Raw genomic sequence first — 25,216 nt, forward strand, 5'->3', positions numbered from 1 at the left:
AGTTGAGTAGGGAAAACGTCTTCCGACATGCCTAAGTCCCAATGCTTAACATCTTAACGCTTTGGGATGCCATGGTAAAGGATACTTGTTTTTGGAGCGATTTGCCTTTAAGTCATGAAGCCTATGATGGTGCACGCGTCAGTACTAACGGCTAGTAGCCACGCTACCGACCATTTGTAGTCGCACTACTGATGGTTTGTAGTCACACTACTAACGGCTTGTAGTGGCTGTACCAGGGCCTTAGTACTGCTCCATTGATGATAAAGTGATGTTGAAAGACAAAGTTAGAAGGAGTTATGGAGCAAGAAATCAGAGGAGTAAGACTGCATGCTTTATGGCCATATTCACTTGCTTGCAAGCCTTGTCAGTCTGTTAACAGGTTAACTTGTTCGCTTGTTAACTTGTCAACCAGTCCGCTTGTCTACTCGTCTACTTGTTAACTCGTCCACAATATTCTCATAAACTAAATCAACAAAAGAACAACCATGTCAAATTTAAAGAATGCTATCACCCTGCGCTTACGTTGGTTTACCCTCACGTTTGCTGCATTTTTCGCTTTCTTCCTTGTGGGTTGCACCACGTCGGAGCTAGACGAAAGCGAACGCGCACTTGTGGCTAAGCAGCAGTTGGCCGATAAGTTCGACCGCCTTTTCAACCTGGCCTTCGAGTCGCCACAGCAAGCCGAAGAACAGTTTAACCAACTTGTGTTCAGCGATCTCGTTACCGACGACCACAACCTACTGGCCGACGACGATGTGCGAGCTTTCCAAACGTTGGTGCAAATTGCCGTTAGGCTCAACCGCGACATACGCGATGTGCCTTCAAAGATGAACCAAAGTACGCTGTTCGATATGTACATTGCTCGCAACCAGTTGCTTATCTCGAGTGGGAGCACACTCTACGAGTTGCCTTATCGCCTTCGTAGTGGCGAGAGATACGAGCGACTTAAAGCCCTTGTGGCACAGGTAGACAAAGAAACACAAAAGTATGTAGACCAATTGAGCAGCAAAACGCAAGCTCCACCCAAAGACATCACCGGCACACAATGGACCTGGACGTTCGACATAGACAGCATTCGCGAAGATGTTGCCGACCTGAACGAGGGCGTGTACAAGTCGATGAAAGAATTCGCCTTCGACTTTACGCTTAATGCCGACAATACTGTGAAGGCTCATCGCTTCTTTCTTTTGCCTGCCGTTGAGGAATACAGCAAACGCTTCAACGGCGATGGCGACTGGCTCGAAGCTAACATGAGCGAAACGCCCATGCGCTACGCCACCTACGGCAACAAGATATTCTTCCGCATCCCAATGAAGAATACTTCCAACTTCTCTGATGGGTATGGTGATGTGAAGCGCGAATGGTACTACGAGTTTACCTACCAACGTAATGGCAGGAACCTCGTTTTGAGCCAGCCCCGCATCGGGTTGTTCGTTCAAATCAAGCAATTCCTAACCTCGTATGCCGACAAAACGTTCGACACAAGCTATCCCGAGCCCTTTAAGCAAATAACCCTAACCCCGAAAGAATGAGCCCTATGCCACACTTTAAGTTGCTAGCCATATTGCTCTCGCTATTGTTTTCTCTTTCGGGGTGCATCGGTCGGGAGCTAGACGACAACGACACTTTCCAACAGGCGCAACCCTCTGAGATGGATGCCGACAACGCTTTGCTGCTTTCGAAGATATTCGTGATAGACGAAAGCAACACCTACCTGTGGTTCGACCTGCACAACGAGGTGGCCAATTTCTCACAACCCGAACTGCTCCTGCCCACAGACAACGGTGGGACGGAGGGCACTTTGCGCATTCCCCTGCGCGGTCTGCTTTACGAATACCGCGCCAATGAGCACACGCTAACGTTTAAGCGCGTGCCGCCAAGGTTCCTAAATTGGGGCGAAACAACGGTTTCGTTCGTCTTCAACCTCACGCAAACCGATGGCGGCAGCATATTGTTGCCCGGTGGAAAAACGCAGAAAGGGTCGAAACCCACGTTCGAACTTGCCCTCAAGTCTATCCTCATAGACGGCGCGCAAGCACCCATAGCGGTGGGAACGCCTTTCAATGCCGACGGGAGAACCATCAAGATGAAGCCCTACACCAAGAAACTAACGCTGATAAACGGATGAAAAGACATTCACATACAACTGCCGATGCCCTTAGTGGGCAAACCATCCGCGCCGCGTTGGCGCACCGCGAGCTGGGCCTTTGGGTTGTGTTACCACTCTTGTTTGCGTGCTTCATGCCCGCAACAATCTGCGCGCAAGCCGTTGTTAACGACACCACACGTGCGCACAACATTAAGGAAGTGGTGGTGAAAGCCAATCGCGGAGCGCGTGCCGTGGGTATGATTAAGCAAACGGCAGAACAGCTTAAGGTGGAAATGCCTGCCGACATGACCGACCTTGTGCGCTACATGCCCTCCGTGGGCGTGTCGATATCGGGGTCGCGCGGCGGCATGCGGGGCTTCGCCATGCGCGGTGTAGAGGCCAACAGGGTGGCAATAAGCGTAGACGGGATATTACAACCCGACATCCAAGACAATGTCGTGTTCAGCTCGTATGGCCTTTCCAACGCCTCGCGGATAGACTTCGACCCCTATCTGGCCTCATCGGTAGAGATACAAAGGGGTGCAAACTCGTTCGTATCTGGCAACGGTGCGCTGGGCGGAACGGTGAACTACAACACCAAAAACGCACGCGACCTGATAACGAAAGGCCAATGGGGAGGGTTCGCCCACGCAGGCTATAACGGCAAAGACAACCTACGGACGTTCATCGGAGGGGCAGCAGCTCTGTGGAAACAATGGGAAGCGTTGCTCATGGTTACCCGCCGCGACGGCAACGAGTTGCGAAACTTCGCCCACGGAGCGCGAACCCGCAACATCACCTCTACCCAAACAGACCCCACCTCCTTTGCACAACACGCCTGGTTGGCCAAACTTGCCTATGCGCCCAACGAGCACCACCGCATTGATGCGGCCTTCTACGCGATGAACCGAAAGGCAGATGCCGAGGTTTGGACACTCGAACCCATAGACGCTTTCACGGCAGAAGGCAAGCCTTATTATTATTCGCACGACCAATCGCTCACCCGACAGGCTTCTGCCGGCTACCGCTTCACGTCAGACGAAGCACTGGTTAAGAAGTTCGCTGTCAGGCTACACTATCAGGTTTCGTATCTCGACGCCACTACGTGGACAGATTATTACCGTCCAAACTTCGACAAGCACAACGGCAACATGACCCTGTTGCACGAGGGCAAGCGCGACAAATACCGCGCACAAGAGATTGGCGACGCCCTGTTACGCCTCTCGGCCGACACCCGTAAGCTGCCCCTTGGCGCGCTAGGCCAACACAGCCTAAACCTAACTGCCACCACTTTGCTGCGCAATTACAACTCGCGCAACGTGGATGTGGAAAATCCCGTAGCCGCAAACAACGTAGACGGCTACACCGTTAGGCACGGAAAGGTGTACCTTTTGGGCGAGAACATGGGCACCACGGCCGAAGCTTACGCCTTTGTAAACCCCATCAAGCGGTTCAACTTGGCCCTGTCGCTGCTAGACGAAGCCACGCTTTCGCCCGTGCTGAACCTTAAACTGGGCGTGCGTTACGACTTTTTCCGCACAACCGACGATGCCGATACGCAGGCGCGCAACACGGGCTACATTGCCTACCTGCTGCAAAACGTGCAGGGAGCGAACATGGATTTCAGTCCGATACGCAACACCCAGGGTGGCTTTTCGGCACTGGCCGTGCTGGCATACACGCCCAAGCCGTGGATCAACTTGGCCTACAAGTTCTCCACTGGCTATCGAGTACCCAACATCGAAGAGCAATATTTCCAGTTCTATAGCACGTGGCCATCGTTCCTTGTGATGGCAAACCGCGACCTGAAGCCCGAAAAATCCATCAATCACGAGTTGGAAATAACAGGCAAAACCAATGCCCTGGGCTACATGTTCAGTGCCTATTACAACCATTACTCCGACTTTATCGAGCTTCGGCAAGGCCTGCTCACGGTGAGCCAGCCACTTATGCCGCAAGAAAAACGCCTGGCCTACGTAACCAACGTTAACCGCGACCGCGCCCATCTTGTAGGTTTCGATGCCGCACTGCAACTGTATCCAGATGCTTGGTGGCCCGTCTTGCGTGGCATTTCGCTGTCGTCGGCGTGGAGTTACGCACAGGGCGAGTCGTCCTCGGGCATGAGCATGCTCAGCGTTCAGCCGCTTGCCGGAAACCTTGGGCTAGCCTACACCAGTGCAAATAAGCGTTGGGAGGTTAACGCCAAGATGAATTTCCACTTCGCCAAGCCCATTTCGCAAACCACATTCTGGGACCGCGACGCCTCCGGACGCGACATCATTCGCCGTTTTCCTGCCGCATTTTTAGAGAACGCATACACCTTCGACCTCTATGCCTATTATAAAATAGGTGGCCACATCACGCTGAGGGCGGGCGTGTACAATCTCTTCGACACCCAATATCACCGTTGGGACGACCTGCGGCAGCTCACCAACCCCGCCCTGCTGGGCAACATCAACCTCTTCTTTAAAGACGGGCGCAAGTCGCTCGCACGCTTCACACAGCCTCGCCGTTATCTATCGGCGGCCATAGAAATTAACATTTAAAACCCCGCATATAATGAAACACATCGTTTTGGCGGCCTTGTCGCTCGCCACTTTGTTCGCAGCATGCGACCAACGCAACATTATAGACGTACACCAAGAGGCCGCCGTGCCCGACCTGAACAACCCCGTGGTGCAGAAACTCACCTCCACCACATGGTTTAAAGACGTGAACATGAACATTCCCAACGAGTCGTGGAGCAGCACCAACTTCGGCAATAAGGCCTCTGCCCCATTCGAAGGCATGCTCTACTCGATGGCATGGCTGGGTATGGAGCTGCAAAGAGACGGCACCTCCACGCTCATCTTCTATCCACCGCTTACGAAATACCAATTCCTTCTTTGCAGGGGCAAGTGGAAAACATCGCCAACCGACCCCAACACCGTTATCATCGACACCAAAACACCCGTGGGATATGCCACCTTACGCGTGAAGGTGATGGACCTGCAAACCAAAGACAACGTGGCCATGATACGCACATACGTTGACGTAGGCGACCGCGTGATGATGATTGACTTCTTTAACGGAGGCTCGGTGCTCGAAGGCGGCTCGCCAACAGAGTTTCCCGACCTGCGCAACATGGGGCAAGCATGGTTCGACGGCATGCAAGTTAGCCGACAACCCATAGACAAAGGCCTGTTCAACAACACCGCTTGGGAGATGTCGCCCTATTCAAGCGAATCGGAAAGTAAATTCGAAATACCCCAATTGGCCATCCGAACAACTTTCGTTAACGACTTCCTCACCAAGACACCATCTCTTGTTTACGGGGCGAAATTCAACTTCGCACAAGACGGCAACGTGTACATAGACATCCCCTCGGTGGTAAAACAAACGGCGTTTCGCCCTTGGGCATCGCAGGTTGAAGACAAGAACATCATGGTAAAAGGCACTTGGCGCACGCAAGGCAACCGCATTATCGTCGAAACAAACGAGCTTCCGTTCATCAGTGTGGGCGAAGCACTCTTCCGTGTTCCAACAGACCAACGCCCGCTCGACGTGCTACTCAGCAACGACAACGGCGATGCCGTGAAGGTTTGGAAAAACTATTACTACATCATCGAGTACATCAAGCCCACAAACACGGGCGCATGGTTCCGCATTTCATCGCCACAAGAAACCTATTATCTCTTCATGCTCAAGCAGCCCATCGCCACTTTAACCGATGTTAAAGGCGTTAGAGAAACCGCAAAAACGTTGAAACAACCCTAACACAAAGCTACAATGAACAAAACATATATCACACTGGCCGCCACAACGGCCCTGGCACTTGCCCTGAACTCGTGCCAAAAGGGCGACTTGCTCAACGTCGTTCAAGACGATGTAGAGCTGAACGAGAACACCGCCCAATACCAGGATTTCATCAAAGAGCGCGTTACCGACTACGCCCGAGCTTACCGCTTTGAGCAGGCCCGCGCCAATTTGCCCAAGCTTACCGACGAGGCTAACCGCAAAGAGGGCGAACGCATCATCAACTTCTACCACGCAAAAGCCCTCAAAGACGGCTTCGCATACCTTTTGCCCAACGGCGACTCGCTCTTCTTAAAGATGAAAAACGAAGAGAACCTGCCGCCGGAAAAGATAGAGTATATCTCGCTATCCAACCAGTATGCCGAGTTTAAAGGCCTGGGACAAGACGTTACGTTGTGGGGAGCGGCCAACTTTCCAAACACGAAAGGCATTTACATAGACGAGGCGCAAATAACAAAAATGCTCGACCTAGACAAGCTTACAAAGCTAGAAGAGGTGCGACTAATCTTTGAAGCCGGCAACTTCGATTACACGCTTTGGTTTCCCAACCGCCCCTTTAAGCGCATAGACGTAAGCGGATACGACTTCTCGAAGAACGACAAGATAACATGGATGGAGTTTAAGAATTGCGATCTCACGGCAATAAAAGCGCCCACAAACGTGTTCCCTATGTTTAAAGCAAGTTATTGCGAATACAACGCAAACACCATCAACACCCCGAGGGCGCGCAAAATGCAGTTCGAGGATTGCAACATCCTAGAACCCGACATAAAAGTTACCAATCCCCACGTGCGCAGTTTAACCATCACTGCCTATCCTGATGCAAACAACAGGGGTTTACGCACGTTCGACATTAGTGCTAGCCGCATTAACTATTTCTCTATTTATCAGCCAGACAGCAAGCAACATGAAGTAGAGGAGGTTAAGCTCAATCAGTATCTAGACACCCTCGAGATACTGTCCCTGGGCAATAGGCAGAAAAAAGCGAAAATAGTGGGCCTAGACAAGATTAACAAGCTGAAACGACTGGCATACAACTTTAACACGTGGCCCATGTTGCCCCAAGACATACCCTGCGCCGTTACGTCTCTGAGCCTGCCTGCCAGCAGCCCGCCAGACATCAAGGTAGGAACGCAGATAGACTATACCAAAGTGCAAGGCCTGCGAGAGCTAGAAGTCCAACAATTCATAACAGACAACACCATTTACCCCGAAAACTTGGACTCGCTTGTTCTCAAACCCCACAGCTATATCGACCCCGTTAAGACGTTAGACCTTAGCCGTACCAAGCTAAAAAGGTGTGAGTTGTATTTTGGATGGACAAGAGGCATGGAAGAAAGTAGGCCGGACATGCCCCGAATTAAACTTATAAAGATGCCAACCACGATAGAAAAGCTAGATTTAAGCTCGATAGAAACCGATGTTCTAGACCTTACGGGCTTAGACAATCTTAGGTTTTTAAGGATAAATGATGATCTTGTCAACCCAATTAAGCGGATTATCTTCCCCAAGAACCTTAAACGAAGCAACTTTAAGGGCGAATTCGACTTCTTTCTAAGTGTGGATAAAACCAAAACAGAATTGGTAAACTACCCCAAATGGGTTAAAACAAACGAGAATGGCTATGAAGTTGCGAGGTAAAATCGAATATATTCTGGCGAAATGGTAATAAAACGAACAAGATAACCACTCCCTTCCCCGCTCTCCCACCAAGGGAGGGGGGCGAAGGGGCTTGTGGAACGAGGGGGAAGTAAGCCAACTGTAAGCTGACATGCCAACGCACTGGCAAGCAAACAAGCAGCCAAACAAACCCATTTCTGCACAAACCCACATCTTCGTAACCCCGTAAAACCACGTTCGTACAAAGCCACAAACCCATATCCTCATCAACACATAAACTCATAAACTCACAAACTAAAATCTCATAAACCAACACAACATTATGCAGAAAAAAGCAATTCGCTCCCTACTATGGATGCAGGCGCTACTTTGCGCCATGTTATTATTCGCGTGTTCTAACGACGACGACAACAGCAACGCCCCCCTACCAAAACCCGACCCCAAGGAGTTGAAGGTGCAAGTGGCCGCAGACACCAAGACCAACACCGCCACCGTAAACGTGGCCAACGCCCCAGCCGAGGCCTCGCTAAGCCTGGTTTTAGACGTTGAAAGGGGTAAAGCACTAGACCAAGCCACAGCAGACAAGAACGGTACACATACCTTTAAGCTGCCCCTGCTGGCCGGCTATGAACAAAAACTGAAACTGATAGTGAAAAGCGGAGCCACCAGTGCCGAGGTGAACAACCTGACTTTACCCGCTGCCGAAGAGCAATACTCCGACGAACAAATTGCACAGGGCTTGCAAAAACACAAGTGGCTGTCTGACCAAGAGCGTTCGCGCATCATCGTAGACCACACTAGCTCAAACCCCTACCACATGTTTGTCAACAAGGCCGTAAAGCATTTCGAGTTCCTGCCCAACTCCAAGTTCACCTTTACGGTAACCTCCCCGATGTCGATGACCTTCCCCGACGGCAAGTGGAGCGTTAAAAACAAGCGCGTAGACATAGACACCCGAATACCCCTAGGCCCGATGCTCCTACGCAACTCGCGCATACAAACCCTCACAGAGAAAGAGATGGTGATGCTAACCGAGGTAGACGGCGGTCTCTTCCTCCTTACTTTCGAAGCCCAATAACGACATAGGCCTAGGCACACCATATTATAATAAGTTTAAGTTACTGAGTTAGTGAGTTCATTCGTTAATGACTTTTTGGCTCTCCAAACCATTCACAAACAGCATGTTCGTTAGCCTTTGGGTTGGGGCAGCATGTCATAAACTTCATAAATAACGAAACTCAAAAACTCAAGAACTGCCATAACAAGATGTTTGCCAAGGCAAGATGCCCGCCCTTTGGTATTTAAAAGGTAAGTAAAAACAAGACGTACACGATAAAATGACCATCATAACGCGCTGGCGTTAAGGTCGTTTTATCGTGTACGTCTTTATTTTTAAAGGTCTTGGCATCGTGATTCAAAGTTGTGTTCTCTTGTACATATCTCCTTAAACATTATCCCTACGTTCCGCGTTTTCTCATCTCCTAAATCACGAAAAAAGAGCTTTAAAGGTGTGCTTTTACAATTCCCGTTCTGTTCCAGCTAAGATGGAATACTGTTCCAAGTCACATGGAACAGTGTTCCAGTTGATATGGAACAAGGTTCCAGTTAACCTGGAACAGCAGTACCAAATGTTGGGAGCACAACGCGTACCATGAAAACGTTGCTTGATACTTTGTCAAACGCATTCTGAACACATAAAGATATTACACGAGTTCGGGACAAGAGAAACTCTTTATGCCAACTACCGCTACGCTGTAGTTGGCGAGATTGCCATTCGTTTTTATCTAATCTTGCTCTAAAAGCATCGTCTTTTATCCTGAACTCACGTAAAGATATTAGGCGGTTGACGATAAATCACGAATAGAAGAACGGGGAAACATTGCGATGAACTTTAATGGTTGTGTGTCTAACAAGAAACTTAATCTTATCGATTGCTACGCCCTATATATATAAGGTGTGCATTTATACCTTATGGTTAACAAGTAGACGAGTTGACAAGTAGGCGAGTTAACGAGTAAACGTGTTGATAAGGTTACGCGTTTACAAGTTAACAAATTAACAAGCGAAACCCTCTTTTCATCCTTTCACCTTTTCGCTTGCTCACCTTTTCTAAGGCGAAGCTGTCTTTTCTCTTTTTCCCTTCCACCCGCGCAAAGGTTTAATCACCATCAATATGTGTTTATAAATATTAAAAGAAAACGTGGTTATTACGCAATATTCCAAATAGTTTATAAATTTACAATCACTTTTTGACAATTAAATTCTAACTTTAAATAAAACATCAGTAATATGAAAGTACGCCATGAAGTAAAGTACTGTCTGTCTGCATTGTTTTTAGCAAGCAGTGCTGGGCTGTGTTTGCCTCTTCGTGCAAGTGCCGAAAGCCACGTTGTGGCCACTTCGAAGCAACTTGCGCCAGTGCAAACCATCGACGTTACGGGTTATGTTCACGATGCCAACGGCGAGCCCGTCATTGGCGCCGGTGTTCAGGTGGTGGGTTCGAAGCTGGCCACCGTAACCGACATCAACGGCCAATTCTCGCTCACGGTACCAGTGGGCAGTAGTCTAACCATCTCGTACATTGGTTTCACATCCCAAGAAGTGAAGGCCAAAGCTACGCTCGACATCACCCTAAGCGAAGATAGTCGTTCGCTAGACGAGGTTGTTGTGGTGGGCTATGGCAAGATGAAGAAGCGCGATCTGACGGGTGCCATCTCCTCGGTAAAGGGTTCTGATGTGGCCTTGGCTGGCGTTGCGTCGGCCGCTCACGCCCTAGCGGGTAAGGCAGCAGGACTATATGTGCGCCAAAATTCGGCTCAACCCGGTGGCGGACTTGACATCTTGGTGCGCGGAGCAGGATCGGTGAATGCCAAAAACGACCCACTTTACATCGTAGACGGTTTTCCTATTGCGAAGATAGACCAACCTAGAGGCGTTAACGACCGTATGGATCCAGGTACGCAAGGCGTGCTCAACTTCCTTAATCCCAACGACATTGAACGCGTTGAGGTATTGAAAGACGCCTCGGCCACAGCCATATATGGAGCCCGCGCTGCAAACGGCGTGGTTATCGTAACCACTAAACGCGGTGCAGAGGGTAAGCCACAGGTAGACTATTCGTATAATTACTCCTTCCAAAAGTATTCTGACAACTACGACATGCTTTCGCTAAAAGAGTGGATGGTAGAAAAGAATAAGTCGACTTGGGAGAACTGGGTGTGGGAGAATGGTGTGGGTCCGTGGGGCGGAAAAACGCTTGAAGAGGCGCTAAAATCACCCAAAAACGGATTGGCTTATACGCAACCGTTCACCGAAGCACAAATTGCAGCGGCAGGCGAAGGCACCGATTGGCTGGGACTTATCACCCGCAACGGCCAAGTGCAGGAGCATAACCTAAGCGTGCGCGGTGGTTCGAAAGGCACGCAATACATGCTTTCGCTCAACTACTTTGACAACCAAGGTATCATTCGCAATTCGGGAATGACGCGTTACACCCTTAAAACCAACATCGACCAAAAGTTCCTCGATATCTTTAAGCTTGGTCTTAACCTCACACTGACGCGTATCGACAACGCCAACACGCAGCTTGGCGGCGAGCGATGGGAAAAATCGGGTATGATAAGGGCAGCTGTACAGATGGGGCCGCACATCAAAGCGTTCGACCCCGCTACGGGAACGTACCCCATTAACCCGCTTCTTGGAACGCAACCCAACCCCTATTCGCTGCTCAACAACACCGATGAGGCACGCACCGACCGTCTGCTGGGCAACATCTTCCTTGAAGCCAACCCCTTGGAAGGTCTTACCTTGAAGCTAAACGCAGGTATCGACCGCGCCAATATCTTCCGTGGCACTTACGAACCCAAAACAACACTTGCAGGAAGAAACGCTAATGGCAACGCCGACGTTTACAACAACGACAACAACCAGTATCTGCTTGAAGCCACGGCAAACTACACCCGCACTTTCAACGACGTGCACAAGCTGTCGTTGTTGGCAGGAACATCGTACGAACAGTTTGAATTGAAAACCTCGAGAGCAGGCAACAACGACTTCCTTACCGATGCCTTTGGCTATCACAACCTAGATGCGGGCACGGGACAGAAGCGCGTTGGTTCGGGATATAGCAAAAACAAGATGGAGAGCTACTTCTTCCGCGCCAGCTATATATTGAAAGACCGCTACTATCTAACGGCTACGATGCGCGCGGATGGTGCTAGCGTGTTTGCCCGCAACCACAAATGGGGTTACTTCCCATCAGTAGCCTTGGGCTGGACCATGAGCGAAGAGCCTTTCATGAAGAGTGCTGAGTGGATCAGCATGCTGAAATGGCGATTGAGTTGGGGACAAACGGGTAACTCGGACATCGGTACTAATGCCTTCGCCACCTATGCAACGCAGGCCGCTTTCAACAAGGAGAACAACTCGCAGGTGATGGGCGTGTATCGGTCGCGCCTTGAAAATCCCGACCTGAAATGGGAAACAACCACCGAATGGAACGTCGGTTTGGATATGGGATTCCTGAACAACCGCATTCTTGCCAGTGTGGAATTCTATCATAAGGTGATTTCCGACCTGCTGAACTATAAGCCCCTGAACGTATATCAAGAGATAACGAGCGTGATGGCCAATGTGGGCAAGACCCAAAGCACGGGTGTAGAGGTGACCATCAACACCAAAAACATCGACACACGCGACTTTAAGTGGAGCACCGACTTTACTTTCACCGCCTATAAGGACCGTTGGAAGGAGCGCACACCCGACTGGAAGCCTGGCATTTACGAGCGCGTGGACGACCCGATAAGGCCAATCTATGCACGTTTGGCCGACCACATCATGCAGATTGGCGAAAAAGCGCCCAAGGCGCAGCCCGACTTGCGCCCTGGAGAAATCGTCATCAAGGACATCAACGGCTACGCACGCGACAAGAACAATCAGCCCATCGTAGATGAAAACGGACGATTTGTACTCACAGGAGAGCCCGATGGCATCATCGATGACGCCGATAACGTGCTGTTGGGTTCGCAAGATCCAGGTTGGTTGGCAGGTATCACCAATACCCTGCGTTATAAAGACTTCGACCTGAGCATACAGTTTAACGGCATGTTCGACCGCCGTATGCAAGACCCCACAGAGATGGCGTACGGTCTTGGTGGAGGAGATTTGGCGCGTTATGGCTACAATGCCTTGCGAAAGATTAAGGACCGCTGGACTTGGGACAATCCCTCGACCACGCAACCCACATCGTTTAACGGATGGAACAACAACTACACTTCGGGCGACTGGTATTACCAAAAGGCTTGGTTTATTCGTCTAACCAACATCAGCCTTGGCTGGACGCTGCCTCGCACGTTGATTTCGCGCACCAAGGTGCTGTCGCGCGTGCGCCTATCGCTCAGCGCCAGCAACCTGTTCTGCATCACTCCGTATAAAGGATTGGACCCCGAAACCGACTATTATGCGGCTGCTTATCCCAACGCCCGTACTTACAGCATGGGCATAAACGTAACATTCTAACCGCTAAATCCCTGAAATGATGAAAAGAATTAAAAGCTTATCCATACTGTTGGGCACGGCTTTGTTCGGCCTCGTGTCTGCCTGCTCGGACCTAACGCCCATAGACTATTCGGAGATTAATCCCAACAACTTCCCCAAGAACGAGGAAGACGTGCAAGCTTTGGTGATGAACTGCTATCGCCCACTGCGTGGCAACTGGTGGGATGGTATCTTTACGCCCTCCGAAAAGGGTGTGATGTTTGTCAACGATTGCACCACGGGCATTATCACTGGCGATTTTGGCGTGCAGAAAATGGCCTCCGAACTCAACTTTTTCCCAACGAGCACAGAGATAACTTGGTTTTATTATACCCGCCCTAATAGTGATTACAGCGATGGCTACTTAAATAAGATCAGCACTTGCACGCTTACACTCGACGATATAGCCAATGCACCCATCGCCGAAAGCAAAAAACAGGCTTACGAAGCCGAAGTGCGTTGCGCCCGAGCATTTCTCGCCTACACACTCTACGACATGTATGGCCCGCTGGTTATTGCTCCATTAGACGTGTTGAAGAATCCTTTGAAAGAACGACCTTTGGGTAGACTCACGCGAGAAGAGCAAGTGAAGTTCATAGAAGACGACCTGCTGTTTGCCGCCGAGCATCTACCCATGCCCGATAAGGCTGAATATGGTCGATTCAGCAAGGGCTTTGCCAAGATGCTGCTCATACGTTTGTACCTGCACGAAACACCTATAAGCAAAGACTATTTTAATAAGGTGGAGACGCTGGCACGCGAATTGATGGCCCCGCAGTATGGTTATCAGTTGCAAAGAGACTATGTGAAGATGTTCGAATTGGGTGGACAGGGTTCGGCCAATAAGGAAATCATCTACGCTTTGCCGTGTTCGTACGAAGGACCGAGTATCAACCAGTGGCACATGATGGTGCTTCCCACCGATTTTGAACAAGGCGACATGACTGGCGGATGGGGAACCGTTACCAGCACATGGGCCTTTTACGACTCGTTCGATGCGAAAGACGTGCGCCGAACAAAGCTTCTGACTACTTATAAAAGCTCTACGGGCGTAGTGAAAGACCGTACCACGCCCGATTCGAAGCTTGCAGTTGGTCCTATAGCACTGAAAATGGGCTACGATCCACGTGTGAAAGCGTCGAGCGGAGCATCTGATATCGATCTCATTCTCTATCGTTACGCCGACGTTTACTTGTCGTTGGCCGAGGCTTTGTCGCAAAAGACAGGCGCAACGGGCAACGATTTGAAGGAAGCAGTTGACCTTATCAACGTTGTTAGGCATCGTGCCGGCATCAATAACCTTTCTGCCGCCGCGCTTGATACACCCGAAAAGGTTCTCGACGCTATACTAACCGAACGTTGGCACGAGTTCTGGTGCGAGAACGGACAGTTCCGTGCCGACCTTATTCGTCATCATAAGTTCATCCCTTGGGTAAAGAAAATCTACAATTCACCATACGCCGAGGAGTATAAAGAGGTGTATCCATTGCCCCTTTCGGCCATCAACGACGGCAAGGGAGCAGTGAAACAGAACCCTGGTTATCAATAAAAACATGCTTGGCCGAGGCTTTTGGTGCTTCGGCCAAGCCCAAAATATCAATACGACATGAAGAAAATACATTGTACTTTGCTTGCGGCCTTGGCACTTTTGGCCGTAGCTTGCGGGAGTGACACCAATGGGAACAACCCCGATAACGGACCGAAGAAAGACCCTGAGACAGGTTTGAAAACCGTAACATATCAACTAAGCAACGACGAAATAGCCAATCCTGAACGTGGATTGTTCACCCAATACGAATCCAACGCTAAGGACTATGTGGCCCTAAGCTACCTCAGGAAGCTAAGGAGTGAGGGTAAAACGTTGGTGCAATTGATGTATTACCTGGACGATTACCGCGACAAAGACCTCCCCGAAGGCTTTGCAACGAAGTTGGAAGTGGACTTAGACCAAGTGCGTGAAGCGGGAATGAAGGCCATTTTGCGTTTCGCCTACACCGCTAAGCAAGATGGAGCCGATGCCCCCATGCACATCATCAAGCGTCATCTCGACCAAATAAAACCTACATTGCACAAGCAAGTGGGTGTAATTGCTTGTGTTCAGGCAGGCTTTATCGGTGCATGGGGCGAGTGGTATTACTCTACCAACGGGCTAAAAAACGCTACGGCTTATCGCGAGTTGTTGAATAAATGGCTCGAAGTGTTGCCTGCCGAGCGATGCATACAGGTTCGTACGCCCAAATATAAGCAAGATTTCGTGGGTAACGCCACACCTCTTAACGACAATACGGCCTTTAAAAATACGCCTGCCGCACGTATCGCCCATCACAACGACGCCTTTATGACAGACAGAACGAACATGGGCACGTATGTGGATATTGATAAAGACAAGAGCTATATTGCGCAAGATGCACTGTATGTGCCACTTGGAGGAGAGACAGCAGTTCCGCCATCGGGCGTGAAATGGGCAACTGGCGAAGAGGCATGGAACGAAGTTAGCTACCTGCATTGGTCGTTCTTGAACGACGCTTACTACAAGGAACTACTCAAAACGTGGAATACAGGTGGCTATTTCAATAAAATCAAGAAGTTCCTTGGCTATCGCTTAGCATTGACAAAGGTCGAATATTCGGAGCAAAACGCACCTGGAAGCGATCTAACGGTTAACCTTTTGGTAAACAATTACGGTACGGCTTGCATGTACAATCCCCGTTTGGCCATCCTTGTTCTTAGTCCTGCAGACGGTGGCAGAGAGTATATTGTCTCTACGGGATTGGATTTCCGCATGGTAAAACCTGGTAAACCCACCAACATGCAGACAAAGCTAAAGCTTCCTGAAAACATGCCTGAGGGTAAGTATAAGCTTTTATTGTGGCTTCCCGACAAAGATAAGAAGTTGCAAGAAAATCCTAAATACGCTGTACAACTTGCCAACACCACGACCTGGGGAGAACTAACGGGTTACAACGACCTAAATATCACCCTGAATGTGGCCAAAGACAAGAATGCCAAACCTGGTACTTCATTTCTTGTCTTCTCAAAGAAGGAAAGGCCGTAGTAGACCTTTGAGCAATCGTATGAAGCGAGAAAACCTCTTTTCAACACAATAAGTATAATCCTCAAACAGGCAAATGACTTATCCAACCACACCTTTTAATGGTGCACCATCGCCTCAAAACGGCAGTGGCGAACAAGCCCAACCCACACCTACACCTACCCATGGAACTGCTGGTGCTGCAAAACCAACGCGCCTATTGTCGCTCGACCTCTTGCGCGGAATGGACTTGGCCTTCCTTGTTCTTTTCCAACCAGTGGTATATCAGTGGTTAGAGGCCTGCCAGCCCGCAGCTGGCACGTTCGGCGCAGCCGTTTATGGTCAGATAACCCATGTGCCTTGGCAGGGCTTTTGCTTCTGGGACATCATCATGCCCTTATTCATGTTCATGTCGGGAATTACCATTCCCTTCTCCATGGCCAAGTATCAGCGTGGTGAAAGCAAGGCAGGCGTGGGGTTCTTGCTCCGTCTGCTCAAGCGATTTGTGGTACTTTGGGTACTTGGTATGGTGGTTCAGGGCAACCTGCTTGCCCTTGATGCACGCCAACTTCACCTTTACAGCAACACGTTGCAGAGCATTGCCGTGGGCTATGTGGTGGTTGCCTTGCTTTTCATTTACACCTCTTGGCGCACTCAGTTGGCTGTTGTGGCGAGCTGTATGGTGGCTTATGTGGCCGTGTTTGCCATTTGGGGGCAGATGGATTTTACCATCGACGCTAACATTTGTGAAGAGATAGATCGGCAGGTGTTGGGTCGTTGGCGCGATGGAGTTATATGGAACGGCGACCAATGGCAATGGGATGCCACCTATCACTACACTTGGATACTCTCGTCGCTCAACTTCGTGGGCACCGTTTACCTGGGTTACTTGGCAGGTGTGGTGCTACGCACGAGCCAATCGGGAACAAGCAAGCTGCGCATCCTACTGCTTTCGGGTGTCGGCCTCATTGTTTTGGCCTTCGCGTTAAGTCCTATTGTTCCTATTATCAAGCACATTTGGTCTACCTCGATGACCTTCCTTGCAGGCGGAATCTGTTTCCTGCTCATGGCTACAGCATATTATTGGGTTGACCTCAAAGGTCATACGCGCGGTCTAATGTGGCTACGCTTCTACGGAACCAACTCGCTCGTGGCCTATGTGCTAGGCGAATACGTGAACTTCTCTTCGCTCACCGACTCGCTCTTCTATGGTTTCAAACCCCTGCTTGGCGTCTTCTATCCCGTGCTAGGCGCAACCATGCAGGGTATTTTCGTACTCCTCGTGTTACGATGGATGTACAAGTCAAACATATTCGTAAAAGCCTAACTTAAATTATAACATTATGTTCAAACCTATCTATTGTGCATTCGTGCTGCCATTGGCCTTCGCGCTGGTGGGATGTAGCGATAACGACAACGCTATAAGCATGGAGAAAAACGGTCCGAAACCTGCCATGGAACTACAAGTGACGCCCCAAGACGGACTGTTGTATGGCGATAAGGTAAACGTTTCGGGACTGATGACCGACGAACGCAACCTGGAACAATACGTGATGACCATCACCAACGGCGCTGGCGACACCCTCGTGCGCAAGCAACAAAGTCTGTTGGGCGATACGTTTCACGTAAATACCGACCTGCTTGTGGCCTTGCCCAAGAACGCTAAGACCGAAAATCTGAAGCTGCAAGTGCGTCTGGACAATACACGCAACGGCGAATTGGTGCAGACTTTCGACCTAACCAACGTCTCTGCGCCCGTGTTCACCAACCTATACCTTTTCCTTTCTACGGGTGAAATGTATCCCCTGACGAAGAACGGAGATGAATTTTCGGTGGCCGACGATATATTCTTCCCCGCTAATACCAAAGGTATCGTGGCAGCAACGCCCGATAATTCGGGTATCTACTGGGGCATGAAAGACGGCGAAATCACTACGATGGCCAAAGATTCGATTGTGATTGGCGCCGACGTTGACGCATCGTTTAAGGTGTCTTTCAACCCCGTTACCTTCGAGTTGACCAAGGGCGAGAAGCATTTCTGGGCACCATTGGGCGACGCCGAGAACTATTACATCCTCGGAACGATATCCGGCCACTGGAAAGATGGCGAGATAAAAGAACCTAAAGCCAAGATGGGCATGAAGGGATTTGGCTACGAAGGTGCACAATACTTTACGTGGACGGCTCCCGAAGGCGAAGATCCCGAAGTGGGAATGTGGGGTAGCACCGCGCCTGGAGCATTCCGTTTGAAGCAGCCCTCCACAGGAAACTACATCCTTTGGGACGGTAAGAATATCGTGATGAGCAAGACCGACGATAAGAATAAGAGCTTCCCCGTTACCGATAAGGGCCACTTTACCATCCGCGCCGAGTTCGAAAAGGGCGTCTGCATCATGGTGAAGATAAGTGGCGATGGTAAGTCGCTCACTTTCGCCAACGGCAAAGTAACGGTCAATGGACAAGAGATGCAGTCCACGATCACCCTCAATGGTCAGAAGCTCAACATCAAATCGGGTAACAGCTACGTTTACGAGGGTGTACTCGACATGAAGAAGGGTCAAACCATCTCGGCTCCATTCAGTCTTGCTTCCTTTAAAGGCAGCACCGACTTGTTTGATGGCGTGGGTAACGACACATGGACATTGAAGACCGCTAGCGATAAATACTACACACGTATTGATCTCTTTAACGGTGAATTCTACGCCTGTCCAACCTCCGCTTATCCCCAATTCATCTATATGGATGGTTGGAGTTTGGCTCCGAGAGAAGATGCAACCGACATCGTTTGGAATGCCGAGAAGGTGATACCTTTGGCTCGCACAGACAAGGGAACATACGAAGGCACGTTCTATAACTTTGGTTGGGGTGGCGATGTGGCCTTCTACGTAACCTATCCACGTAGTGGAAAATCACTGCGATTGCCTAGCGCAGCCTTCAATACCACGTATGCCAACACCGGAAATGGGCCTGGTAGCTTCAACATTCCCAAAGAAGCGGGATATTATAAGGTGGTAATCGACCTGAAAGACGGTATCGAAATAACGCCAAAAGACGAGGTTGTGCGCAAGGGATCAACGCCCTTCACCCTCGAATATGTAACGAAGTAGAAGATAAAGCCTCAACCTCTCGCCCACAATCGGCCTCACCCCCAGCCCCTCTCCAAGGGGAGAGTGGAGTGAGATGCCTTGTGAGTTTATAGATAAAGCCTCACCCCCAAACCCCTCTCTAAGGGGAGAGGGGAGTGAGATGCTTTGTGAATTATGAGACTAAAAAGCAAAAGAAACCCCAACGTCTTCAAAGCATTTAGCTTAACTCCTTAACTTCATCCTTAGTTGACAAGTTAACAAGTAAACGAGTTAGCCAAGTGGTTAGCCTCTCTGCAACAATGCATTTGGCTTAACTCCTTAGCTTCATCCTTAGTAGACAAGTTGATAAGTAAACGAGTTAACAAGGTAGTTAGCCTCTCTGCAACAAAGCATTTGGCTTAACTCCTTAACTTCCTAACTCCTTAACTCCTCAAAAAGAATATGCACCATCGCACCCTTTCCCTCCTTTTTGCCCTCGCTTTCGCCCTTGTTTTGCATGCGCAACACACCACACACATACCTTCGCTGCCAGGCGAACGTTGGTGGGGTGGGGCGACGGCCTTAGGTTCGAAGATGCCATTTGGTAAAGAACTGCCATCGTTCAACCTCTTTAACCGTAACGACAACAACCAAGTGTCGCCCCTGCTCATCTCTAACAAGGGTCGATATCTATGGAGCGATCGCCCATTTACATTCAGTGTGCGCCAAGGCGACCTGCATGTAGATTCGCCTTTCGCACCCGTTGCCGCTCAAAAGGTTGGTTCTACCCTGCGCGAGGCTTATCTCGCAGCTATGCACGCCCACTTCCCACCCAGCGGGAAGTTGCCCGACAGCCTGTTTTTCACCATGCCCCAATACAACACTTGGATTGAACTGATGTACAACCAAAACCAAAAAGACGTATTGGCATACGCCGAAGACATTGTGAAAAACGGCTTCCCGCCTGGCATCATCATGATAGACGATAACTGGCAACGGCATTACGGCAACTTCGAGTTTAAACCTGACCGCTTCCCAGACCCTGAAGGCATGGTGAAACGTCTGCATCAGATGGGCTTTAAGGTGATGTTATGGGTCTGTCCCTTTGTTTCTGCCGACAGTCCAGAGTATCGTGAGCTTGCCGAAAAAGGCTATTTGCTGGCCGATACTACTTCGCAGCCAGCCATTATCAAATGGTGGAACGGGCAAAGTGCCGTCTACGACTTCACCAACTCTGATGCCCGCAATCATTTTATCGGCCTTTTGCGCCACGTTCAACAACGTTACGGCATCGACGGCTTTAAGTTCGATGGTGGCGACAACCACTTTTACCACCGTACCGACCTAGTTTCGCATGGTGGAAAGGATATCGTTTCGGTAGACCATACACGTGCTTGGGCCGAACTGGGACTTGCTTTCCCCTTCAACGAATATCGTGCAGGCTGGCAGATGGGTGGCAAAGAGCTGGTTCAACGCTTAGGTGACAAAGACTATTCATGGCAAGCCGTGCGCCTACTTATCCCCGACATGATTGCGGCAGGTCTGCTTGGATACGCCTACGCTTGTCCCGACATGATTGGTGGCGGATCGTTCGCCACCTTCCTAGGTATCGATGCCAGTCAGTTCGACCAACAACTCATCGTTCGTTCGGCGCAAGTTCATGCCCTTATGCCCATGATGCAGTTCTCGGTAGCACCTTGGCGCATCCTCGATGCCCAACATCTGCAAGCCGTTAAGGCAATGGCCAACCTCCATGCCACCTTTGGGCACTACATATTGCAGTGTGCACGTCAGTCGGCTACAACGGGCGAGCCCATCGTTCAAAGTCTCGAATACGCCTATCCCAATCGTGGTTATGCCGAGATAGCTGACCAATGGATGCTCGGCCCGCGATATATGGTGGCGCCGATGGTAAATGCAGGCACCAGCCGAAGCGTAGTTCTTCCTCCTGGGAAATGGAAAGACGACCGCGGACGCGTGCTTAAAGGTGGCCGAACGATAACCATTGACGTGCCGCTGAACCGACTGCCTTACTACGAAAGGCTCTAACAGGCGCAGCGTGTAAACAACCAACCGCACCCCACTAGTCAACACTGGCGGGGTGTTGGGGTGTATAGGTTAAATCGTCGGTTGTGTGTTGGTAAGTGTAGGGAAAGTGTTTTTCCTAACATTTCCTATGCGTTCACAGTATATTTTACTACCTTTGTTGCCAACAATCAGGCCTTTCGAATCACGCCATCATATTGTTCGTTCGACTTTAACATTAAAAATAAACAGCATATATGTTACGTAAAAACCTACTATTACAACTGTCGCTCGCAGCACTCGCACTGATGCCGCAAGCGATGAAAGCACAGTTTAACTGGCCTTACAAAAACGTTAACGGCACGTTGGTTACCGATGTACCCCAACGCGACGCAGGACAGCAATCGGCCCTCAACCTCGTTACGCCCAAAATAAAGGTCGTACGCGTGGCCTTCGTTGGTCTTGGCATGCGTGGCCCTGGTGCTGTTGAACGCTGGACGCACATCCCCGGCATCGAGATTAAGGCTCTTTGCGACTACGAAAAGAGCCGTGCCGAGGGCTGCCAAAAGTTCTTGAAGCAAGCCAGTATGCCTGCCGCAGACATCTATTACGGTGAAAACGGCTACAAGGAACTGTGCAAACGCCCCGATATCGACCTCGTTTACATCGCAACCGACTGGGATCACCACTTCCCCGTTGCCAAAGAGGCCATGACGAACGGTAAGCATGCGGCCATAGAAGTGCCTTCGGCTATGAACATGCACGAGATTTGGGAACTTATCAACTTGTCCGAGAAGAAACGTCTGCACTGCATCATGCTTGAAAACTGTTGCTACGACTTCTTCGAACTCAACTCGCTGCACATGGCACAAGAGGGTCTTTTCGGCGACGTAATTTATGCGCAAGGTGCTTATCGACACGAGTTGTCGCCCTTCTGGAAGCACTATTGGAAGAAAGGACCCGACGACAAGCTGGGCTGGCGCCTACGTTACAACAAGGAATTTCGTGGCGACGTGTATGCCACACACGGACTTGGCCCCATCGCACAGGTGCTTAACATCCACCGTGGCGACCGCATGCGCACCCTCATCGCTATGGATACACACTCGTTTAACGGTAAAAAGCAAGTGGAGAAATTCACTGGCCAGCCTTGCGACACTTTCCGTAATGGCGACCAAACCACAACGCTTATCCGCACAGAACAAGGTAAGATGATGGAAATTATCCACAACGTGATGACGCCACAGCCATATAATCGCATGTATCAGCTAACGGGCACCAAGGGATTTGCCAACAAATACCCCGTGGAAGGTTACGCCGTGTCGGCCAAAGACATGAAAGAGGCTGGCGTTACACCATCAAATGACGACCTTTCGGGACACGAATACCTCAAAGAAGCCGACATGAAGGCGCTGGTAGAACGCTACACCAGTCCGATTGTGAAGAAATATGGCGACGAGGCCAAAGAAGTGGGCGGTCACGGAGGTATGGACTTCATCATGGATAGCCGCTTGGTGTACTGTCTGCAAAATGGTTTGCCACTCGATATGGACGTTTACGACTTGGCCGAGTGGTGCTGTTTGGCTGAACTAGGCTCTATCTCGATGGACAACGGCTTTATGCCTGTAGAAGTTCCTGATTTCACTCGCGGTCATTGGAACGAGGTTAAGGGCTACAAGCACGCTTACGCTTCGCCCGAAGATGAGGCTAAAACCCTTACCGAAGCCAAGGCATTCACGGCTCAACTGAAAGCTAAAGGCGCAAAATATTGGGCTGCTGCCGACAAGAAAGCGGGTAAGAAGAAAGGTAAGAAGTAAGCTTGCCCACGCTTCACCGTGCTTTCACGCCATGCAATTCGGCTTTTCGAAAGCTCGAATTGCACACTTAGCTTGCAGCTTGCAAGCGATATCTGCGTGAAAGGTTCGTAGACTTGGCAACCTGTCTACTTGTTAACTTGTCAACTAACAATTGAATATACCCCAAAAGATACCGAGCAATTTTGAGTAATTGCTCGGTATCTTTTTGTAATAAAACAAGCTTGTTTGCGTTGTTGATAATAGTAAAGCCTCTCGTGCGCAAAATCCTCCGACCCCGGGAGAGAAACAAAGGAGGAACTGCTCAAAATGAAACAACAAATAGTAAGGCTTCTTTTGCTGCTTTCTGTGTTCGTGTCTATTCCGTTGCACGCGCAAGAAAGTTATGCTGAGTTAACGCAAGCAGCTTTGGAAACCATGTGGAAGTCGGTAGACAGCGTAACTTACAGAAAATCGCTTGCCATGTACGAGCATGCCTTTGCCCTTTTCCCCGACAGCATAGAAGATATAGGGCTATACAAGGCGTCTGTTCTTGCTGGCTACCTGAACGAGAAAGATAAGGCATTTAATTATTTAAACCGCCTATTTCAATTGTCTTCAAAACTCCCACAGTTGACCACTTGGGAACTTATAATTGGCAAGTATGCCCAAGACGAGTATGCAAACCTGCTTTCTGACCCAAGGTGGGACGACTTGAAAAGCAAAGCCTTGAAAGCCAAACAAACTTTTTACGACGACCTAAAAGCCCTCGAAAAAGAGTTTTACGCTGTGGACAAAGAGCCATTGAACAAAACGAAAGACGGCAAGGTTCTGTACAGCGAGATGAAGAAAGAGGCTGGATTCCTGCCCAAGCAACACCAAGACTATTCCCTTACGCTGGTGATAAACGACACGGCACGAACGGCATTCCTCGTTCATCTGCCCCCAAACTACAACCCAACAAAGCGTTATCCCTTGCTATTCTTCCTGCATGGGGCAGTCAGGAACAACCTCCTCACCGACTATCTGCCTGCTTCGTGGGTGCTATACGATTGGAACAGATACTACACCAAGTATGCCGAGCTAAACGATGTGATACTTGTCTTTCCCCACGGTAGTAAAGAATTCAACTGGATGACTCCCGATGATGGGTTCTTTATGGTGCCTAAGATTCTTACACTCGTTAAGAAAGCGCTCAACATAGACGACAACAAGGTGTTTGTTTCAGGGCATTCCAATGGGGCGACAGGCTCCTTTTCGTACCTCATGAAGCAGCCAACGCCATTTGCGGGCTTCTATGGCTTCAACACCCAGCCAAAAGTTTTCACGGGTGGAACCTTTGTCGAGAACATCAAAAACCGTTCGTTCATCAACTTTTCGACAGATCAAGACTACTATTATCCGCCTAATGCCAACGATGATTTTACCCAATTGATGAACAGCATCAAAGCAGATTACAAGGAATATCGCTACAATGGCTTCCCGCATTGGTTTCCCCAGTTCGACGAATCAGAACCTGCATACAAGATTTTGTTTGCCGACCTTCTTCATCGGCAAAGAAACCCCTTCCCAAAAGAAATATCATGGGAGTTTGACGACAATCGTTATGGTCACGTAGATTGGCTTTCCAACATGAAGCTAGACACCTTGGCAGTGCCTAAAACGTGGCATAAGGAGAAGAATTTCAAAATCATCCGCGAGCTAGAATACGACGAGAAAGACAGTCTTATAACCAAAGACGTAAACCGAATGGCCTTCGATTTTCCACGCAAATCGGGCAAAATATTGGCCAAGTATGCAAATAATGTCTTCCATATAGAAACCTCTTGCATCAAGTCTTTTGCGATAAACATATCCCCCGAAATGGTAGATACCCATAAGAAGGTGCGCATATATGTAAACGGGAAGCTGCGCTTCGATAAGCATATTGGATACGATACGGCCTTTATGTTGAAGAATTTCGATATAAACCAAGACAGAATTCAAGTCTGGATAAATCAGATTGACATACGATGAACGGCTACCCATAAGCTTTCGTATCAAGATCAGGCATGTTTTAGGCACTACTTGGCATCAGATGGTTGACTTCCCGCATCGAGCACGGGCAAGATTACAACCACGCGCAGGCGTGATTTGTAATATTTTCGTACATTTTTTAACATTGTGAGTGCCCGTCCGACCTGTTGTATGTTCATCAATGGCCAAATAATCGATTCTCGCAGGCACATTGTGCGCCCAAAAAGGGGCAACTTTTCATCCTCGC

Annotated in this window: 14 protein-coding genes; all 14 read left to right on the top strand. The window is 49.6% G+C overall.

Going from position 1 to position 25,216, the window contains the following annotated elements:
* Positions 1–485 precede the first annotated feature (485 nt).
* The 14 genes from F453_RS0103480 to F453_RS0103545 all read left to right on the top strand — a co-directional run bounded on the left by F453_RS0103480 (position 486) and on the right by F453_RS0103545 (position 24,969).
* The gene (locus F453_RS0103480) at positions 486–1,532 is read left to right on the top strand and encodes a hypothetical protein (RefSeq protein ID WP_018966753.1); all 1,047 of its coding nucleotides are present in this window, start codon (positions 486–488) and stop codon (positions 1,530–1,532) included.
* A 5-nt stretch (positions 1,533–1,537) separates the two neighbouring features.
* Positions 1,538–2,128, top strand: a complete 591-nt coding sequence (locus tag F453_RS0103485; RefSeq protein WP_234398391.1) for a hypothetical protein — start codon at positions 1,538–1,540, stop codon at positions 2,126–2,128.
* Positions 2,125–4,635, top strand: coding sequence for a TonB-dependent hemoglobin/transferrin/lactoferrin family receptor (locus F453_RS0103490; RefSeq protein WP_018966755.1), 2,511 nt, complete (start codon positions 2,125–2,127; stop codon positions 4,633–4,635). Before F453_RS0103485 ends, F453_RS0103490 begins: the two co-directional genes overlap by 4 nt.
* Before the next feature lie 13 nt (positions 4,636–4,648).
* Positions 4,649–5,845: a hypothetical protein gene (locus F453_RS0103495; RefSeq protein ID WP_018966756.1), complete on the top strand. Its 1,197-nt coding sequence runs from the start codon at positions 4,649–4,651 to the stop codon at positions 5,843–5,845.
* Between the two features lie 12 nt (positions 5,846–5,857).
* Complete coding sequence (locus F453_RS0103500) at positions 5,858–7,525, top strand: hypothetical protein (protein ID WP_018966757.1); 1,668 nt, start codon at positions 5,858–5,860, stop codon at positions 7,523–7,525.
* 301 nt (positions 7,526–7,826) lie between these two features.
* A complete protein-coding gene (locus F453_RS0103505; RefSeq protein WP_025789934.1) occupies positions 7,827–8,582 on the top strand; it encodes a hypothetical protein in 756 nt (251 codons plus the stop codon).
* 1,211 nt (positions 8,583–9,793) lie between these two features.
* Positions 9,794–13,021 carry a SusC/RagA family TonB-linked outer membrane protein gene (locus F453_RS0103510; RefSeq protein ID WP_026292434.1) on the top strand — a complete coding sequence of 1,076 codons (3,228 nt, stop codon included), beginning with the start codon at positions 9,794–9,796 and terminating at the stop codon, positions 13,019–13,021.
* A 16-nt stretch (positions 13,022–13,037) separates the two neighbouring features.
* Positions 13,038–14,588: a RagB/SusD family nutrient uptake outer membrane protein gene (locus tag F453_RS0103515; protein ID WP_018966760.1), complete on the top strand. Its 1,551-nt coding sequence runs from the start codon at positions 13,038–13,040 to the stop codon at positions 14,586–14,588.
* Positions 14,589–14,645: 57 nt separating this feature from the next.
* Positions 14,646–16,094, top strand: coding sequence for a DUF4832 domain-containing protein (locus F453_RS0103520; protein WP_018966761.1), 1,449 nt, complete (start codon positions 14,646–14,648; stop codon positions 16,092–16,094).
* Between the two features lie 73 nt (positions 16,095–16,167).
* Positions 16,168–17,397, top strand: coding sequence for an acyltransferase family protein (locus tag F453_RS0103525; protein ID WP_018966762.1), 1,230 nt, complete (start codon positions 16,168–16,170; stop codon positions 17,395–17,397).
* Positions 17,398–17,413: 16 nt separating this feature from the next.
* The gene (locus F453_RS0103530; protein ID WP_018966763.1) at positions 17,414–19,177 is read left to right on the top strand and encodes a hypothetical protein; all 1,764 of its coding nucleotides are present in this window, start codon (positions 17,414–17,416) and stop codon (positions 19,175–19,177) included.
* A 420-nt stretch (positions 19,178–19,597) separates the two neighbouring features.
* On the top strand, positions 19,598–21,184 hold the full coding sequence (locus tag F453_RS0103535; protein ID WP_018966764.1) for a glycoside hydrolase family 31 protein: 1,587 nt from the start codon (positions 19,598–19,600) through the stop codon (positions 21,182–21,184).
* Between the two features lie 233 nt (positions 21,185–21,417).
* Positions 21,418–22,977, top strand: coding sequence for a Gfo/Idh/MocA family protein (locus tag F453_RS0103540; RefSeq protein WP_018966765.1), 1,560 nt, complete (start codon positions 21,418–21,420; stop codon positions 22,975–22,977).
* A 306-nt stretch (positions 22,978–23,283) separates the two neighbouring features.
* The gene (locus F453_RS0103545) at positions 23,284–24,969 is read left to right on the top strand and encodes an alpha/beta hydrolase-fold protein (protein WP_025789935.1); all 1,686 of its coding nucleotides are present in this window, start codon (positions 23,284–23,286) and stop codon (positions 24,967–24,969) included.
* The last annotated feature ends 247 nt before the right edge of the window (positions 24,970–25,216 follow it).

The sequence above is a fragment of the Hoylesella loescheii DSM 19665 = JCM 12249 = ATCC 15930 genome, assembly GCF_000378085.1.
GTDB classification, from domain to species: domain Bacteria; phylum Bacteroidota; class Bacteroidia; order Bacteroidales; family Bacteroidaceae; genus Prevotella; species Prevotella loescheii.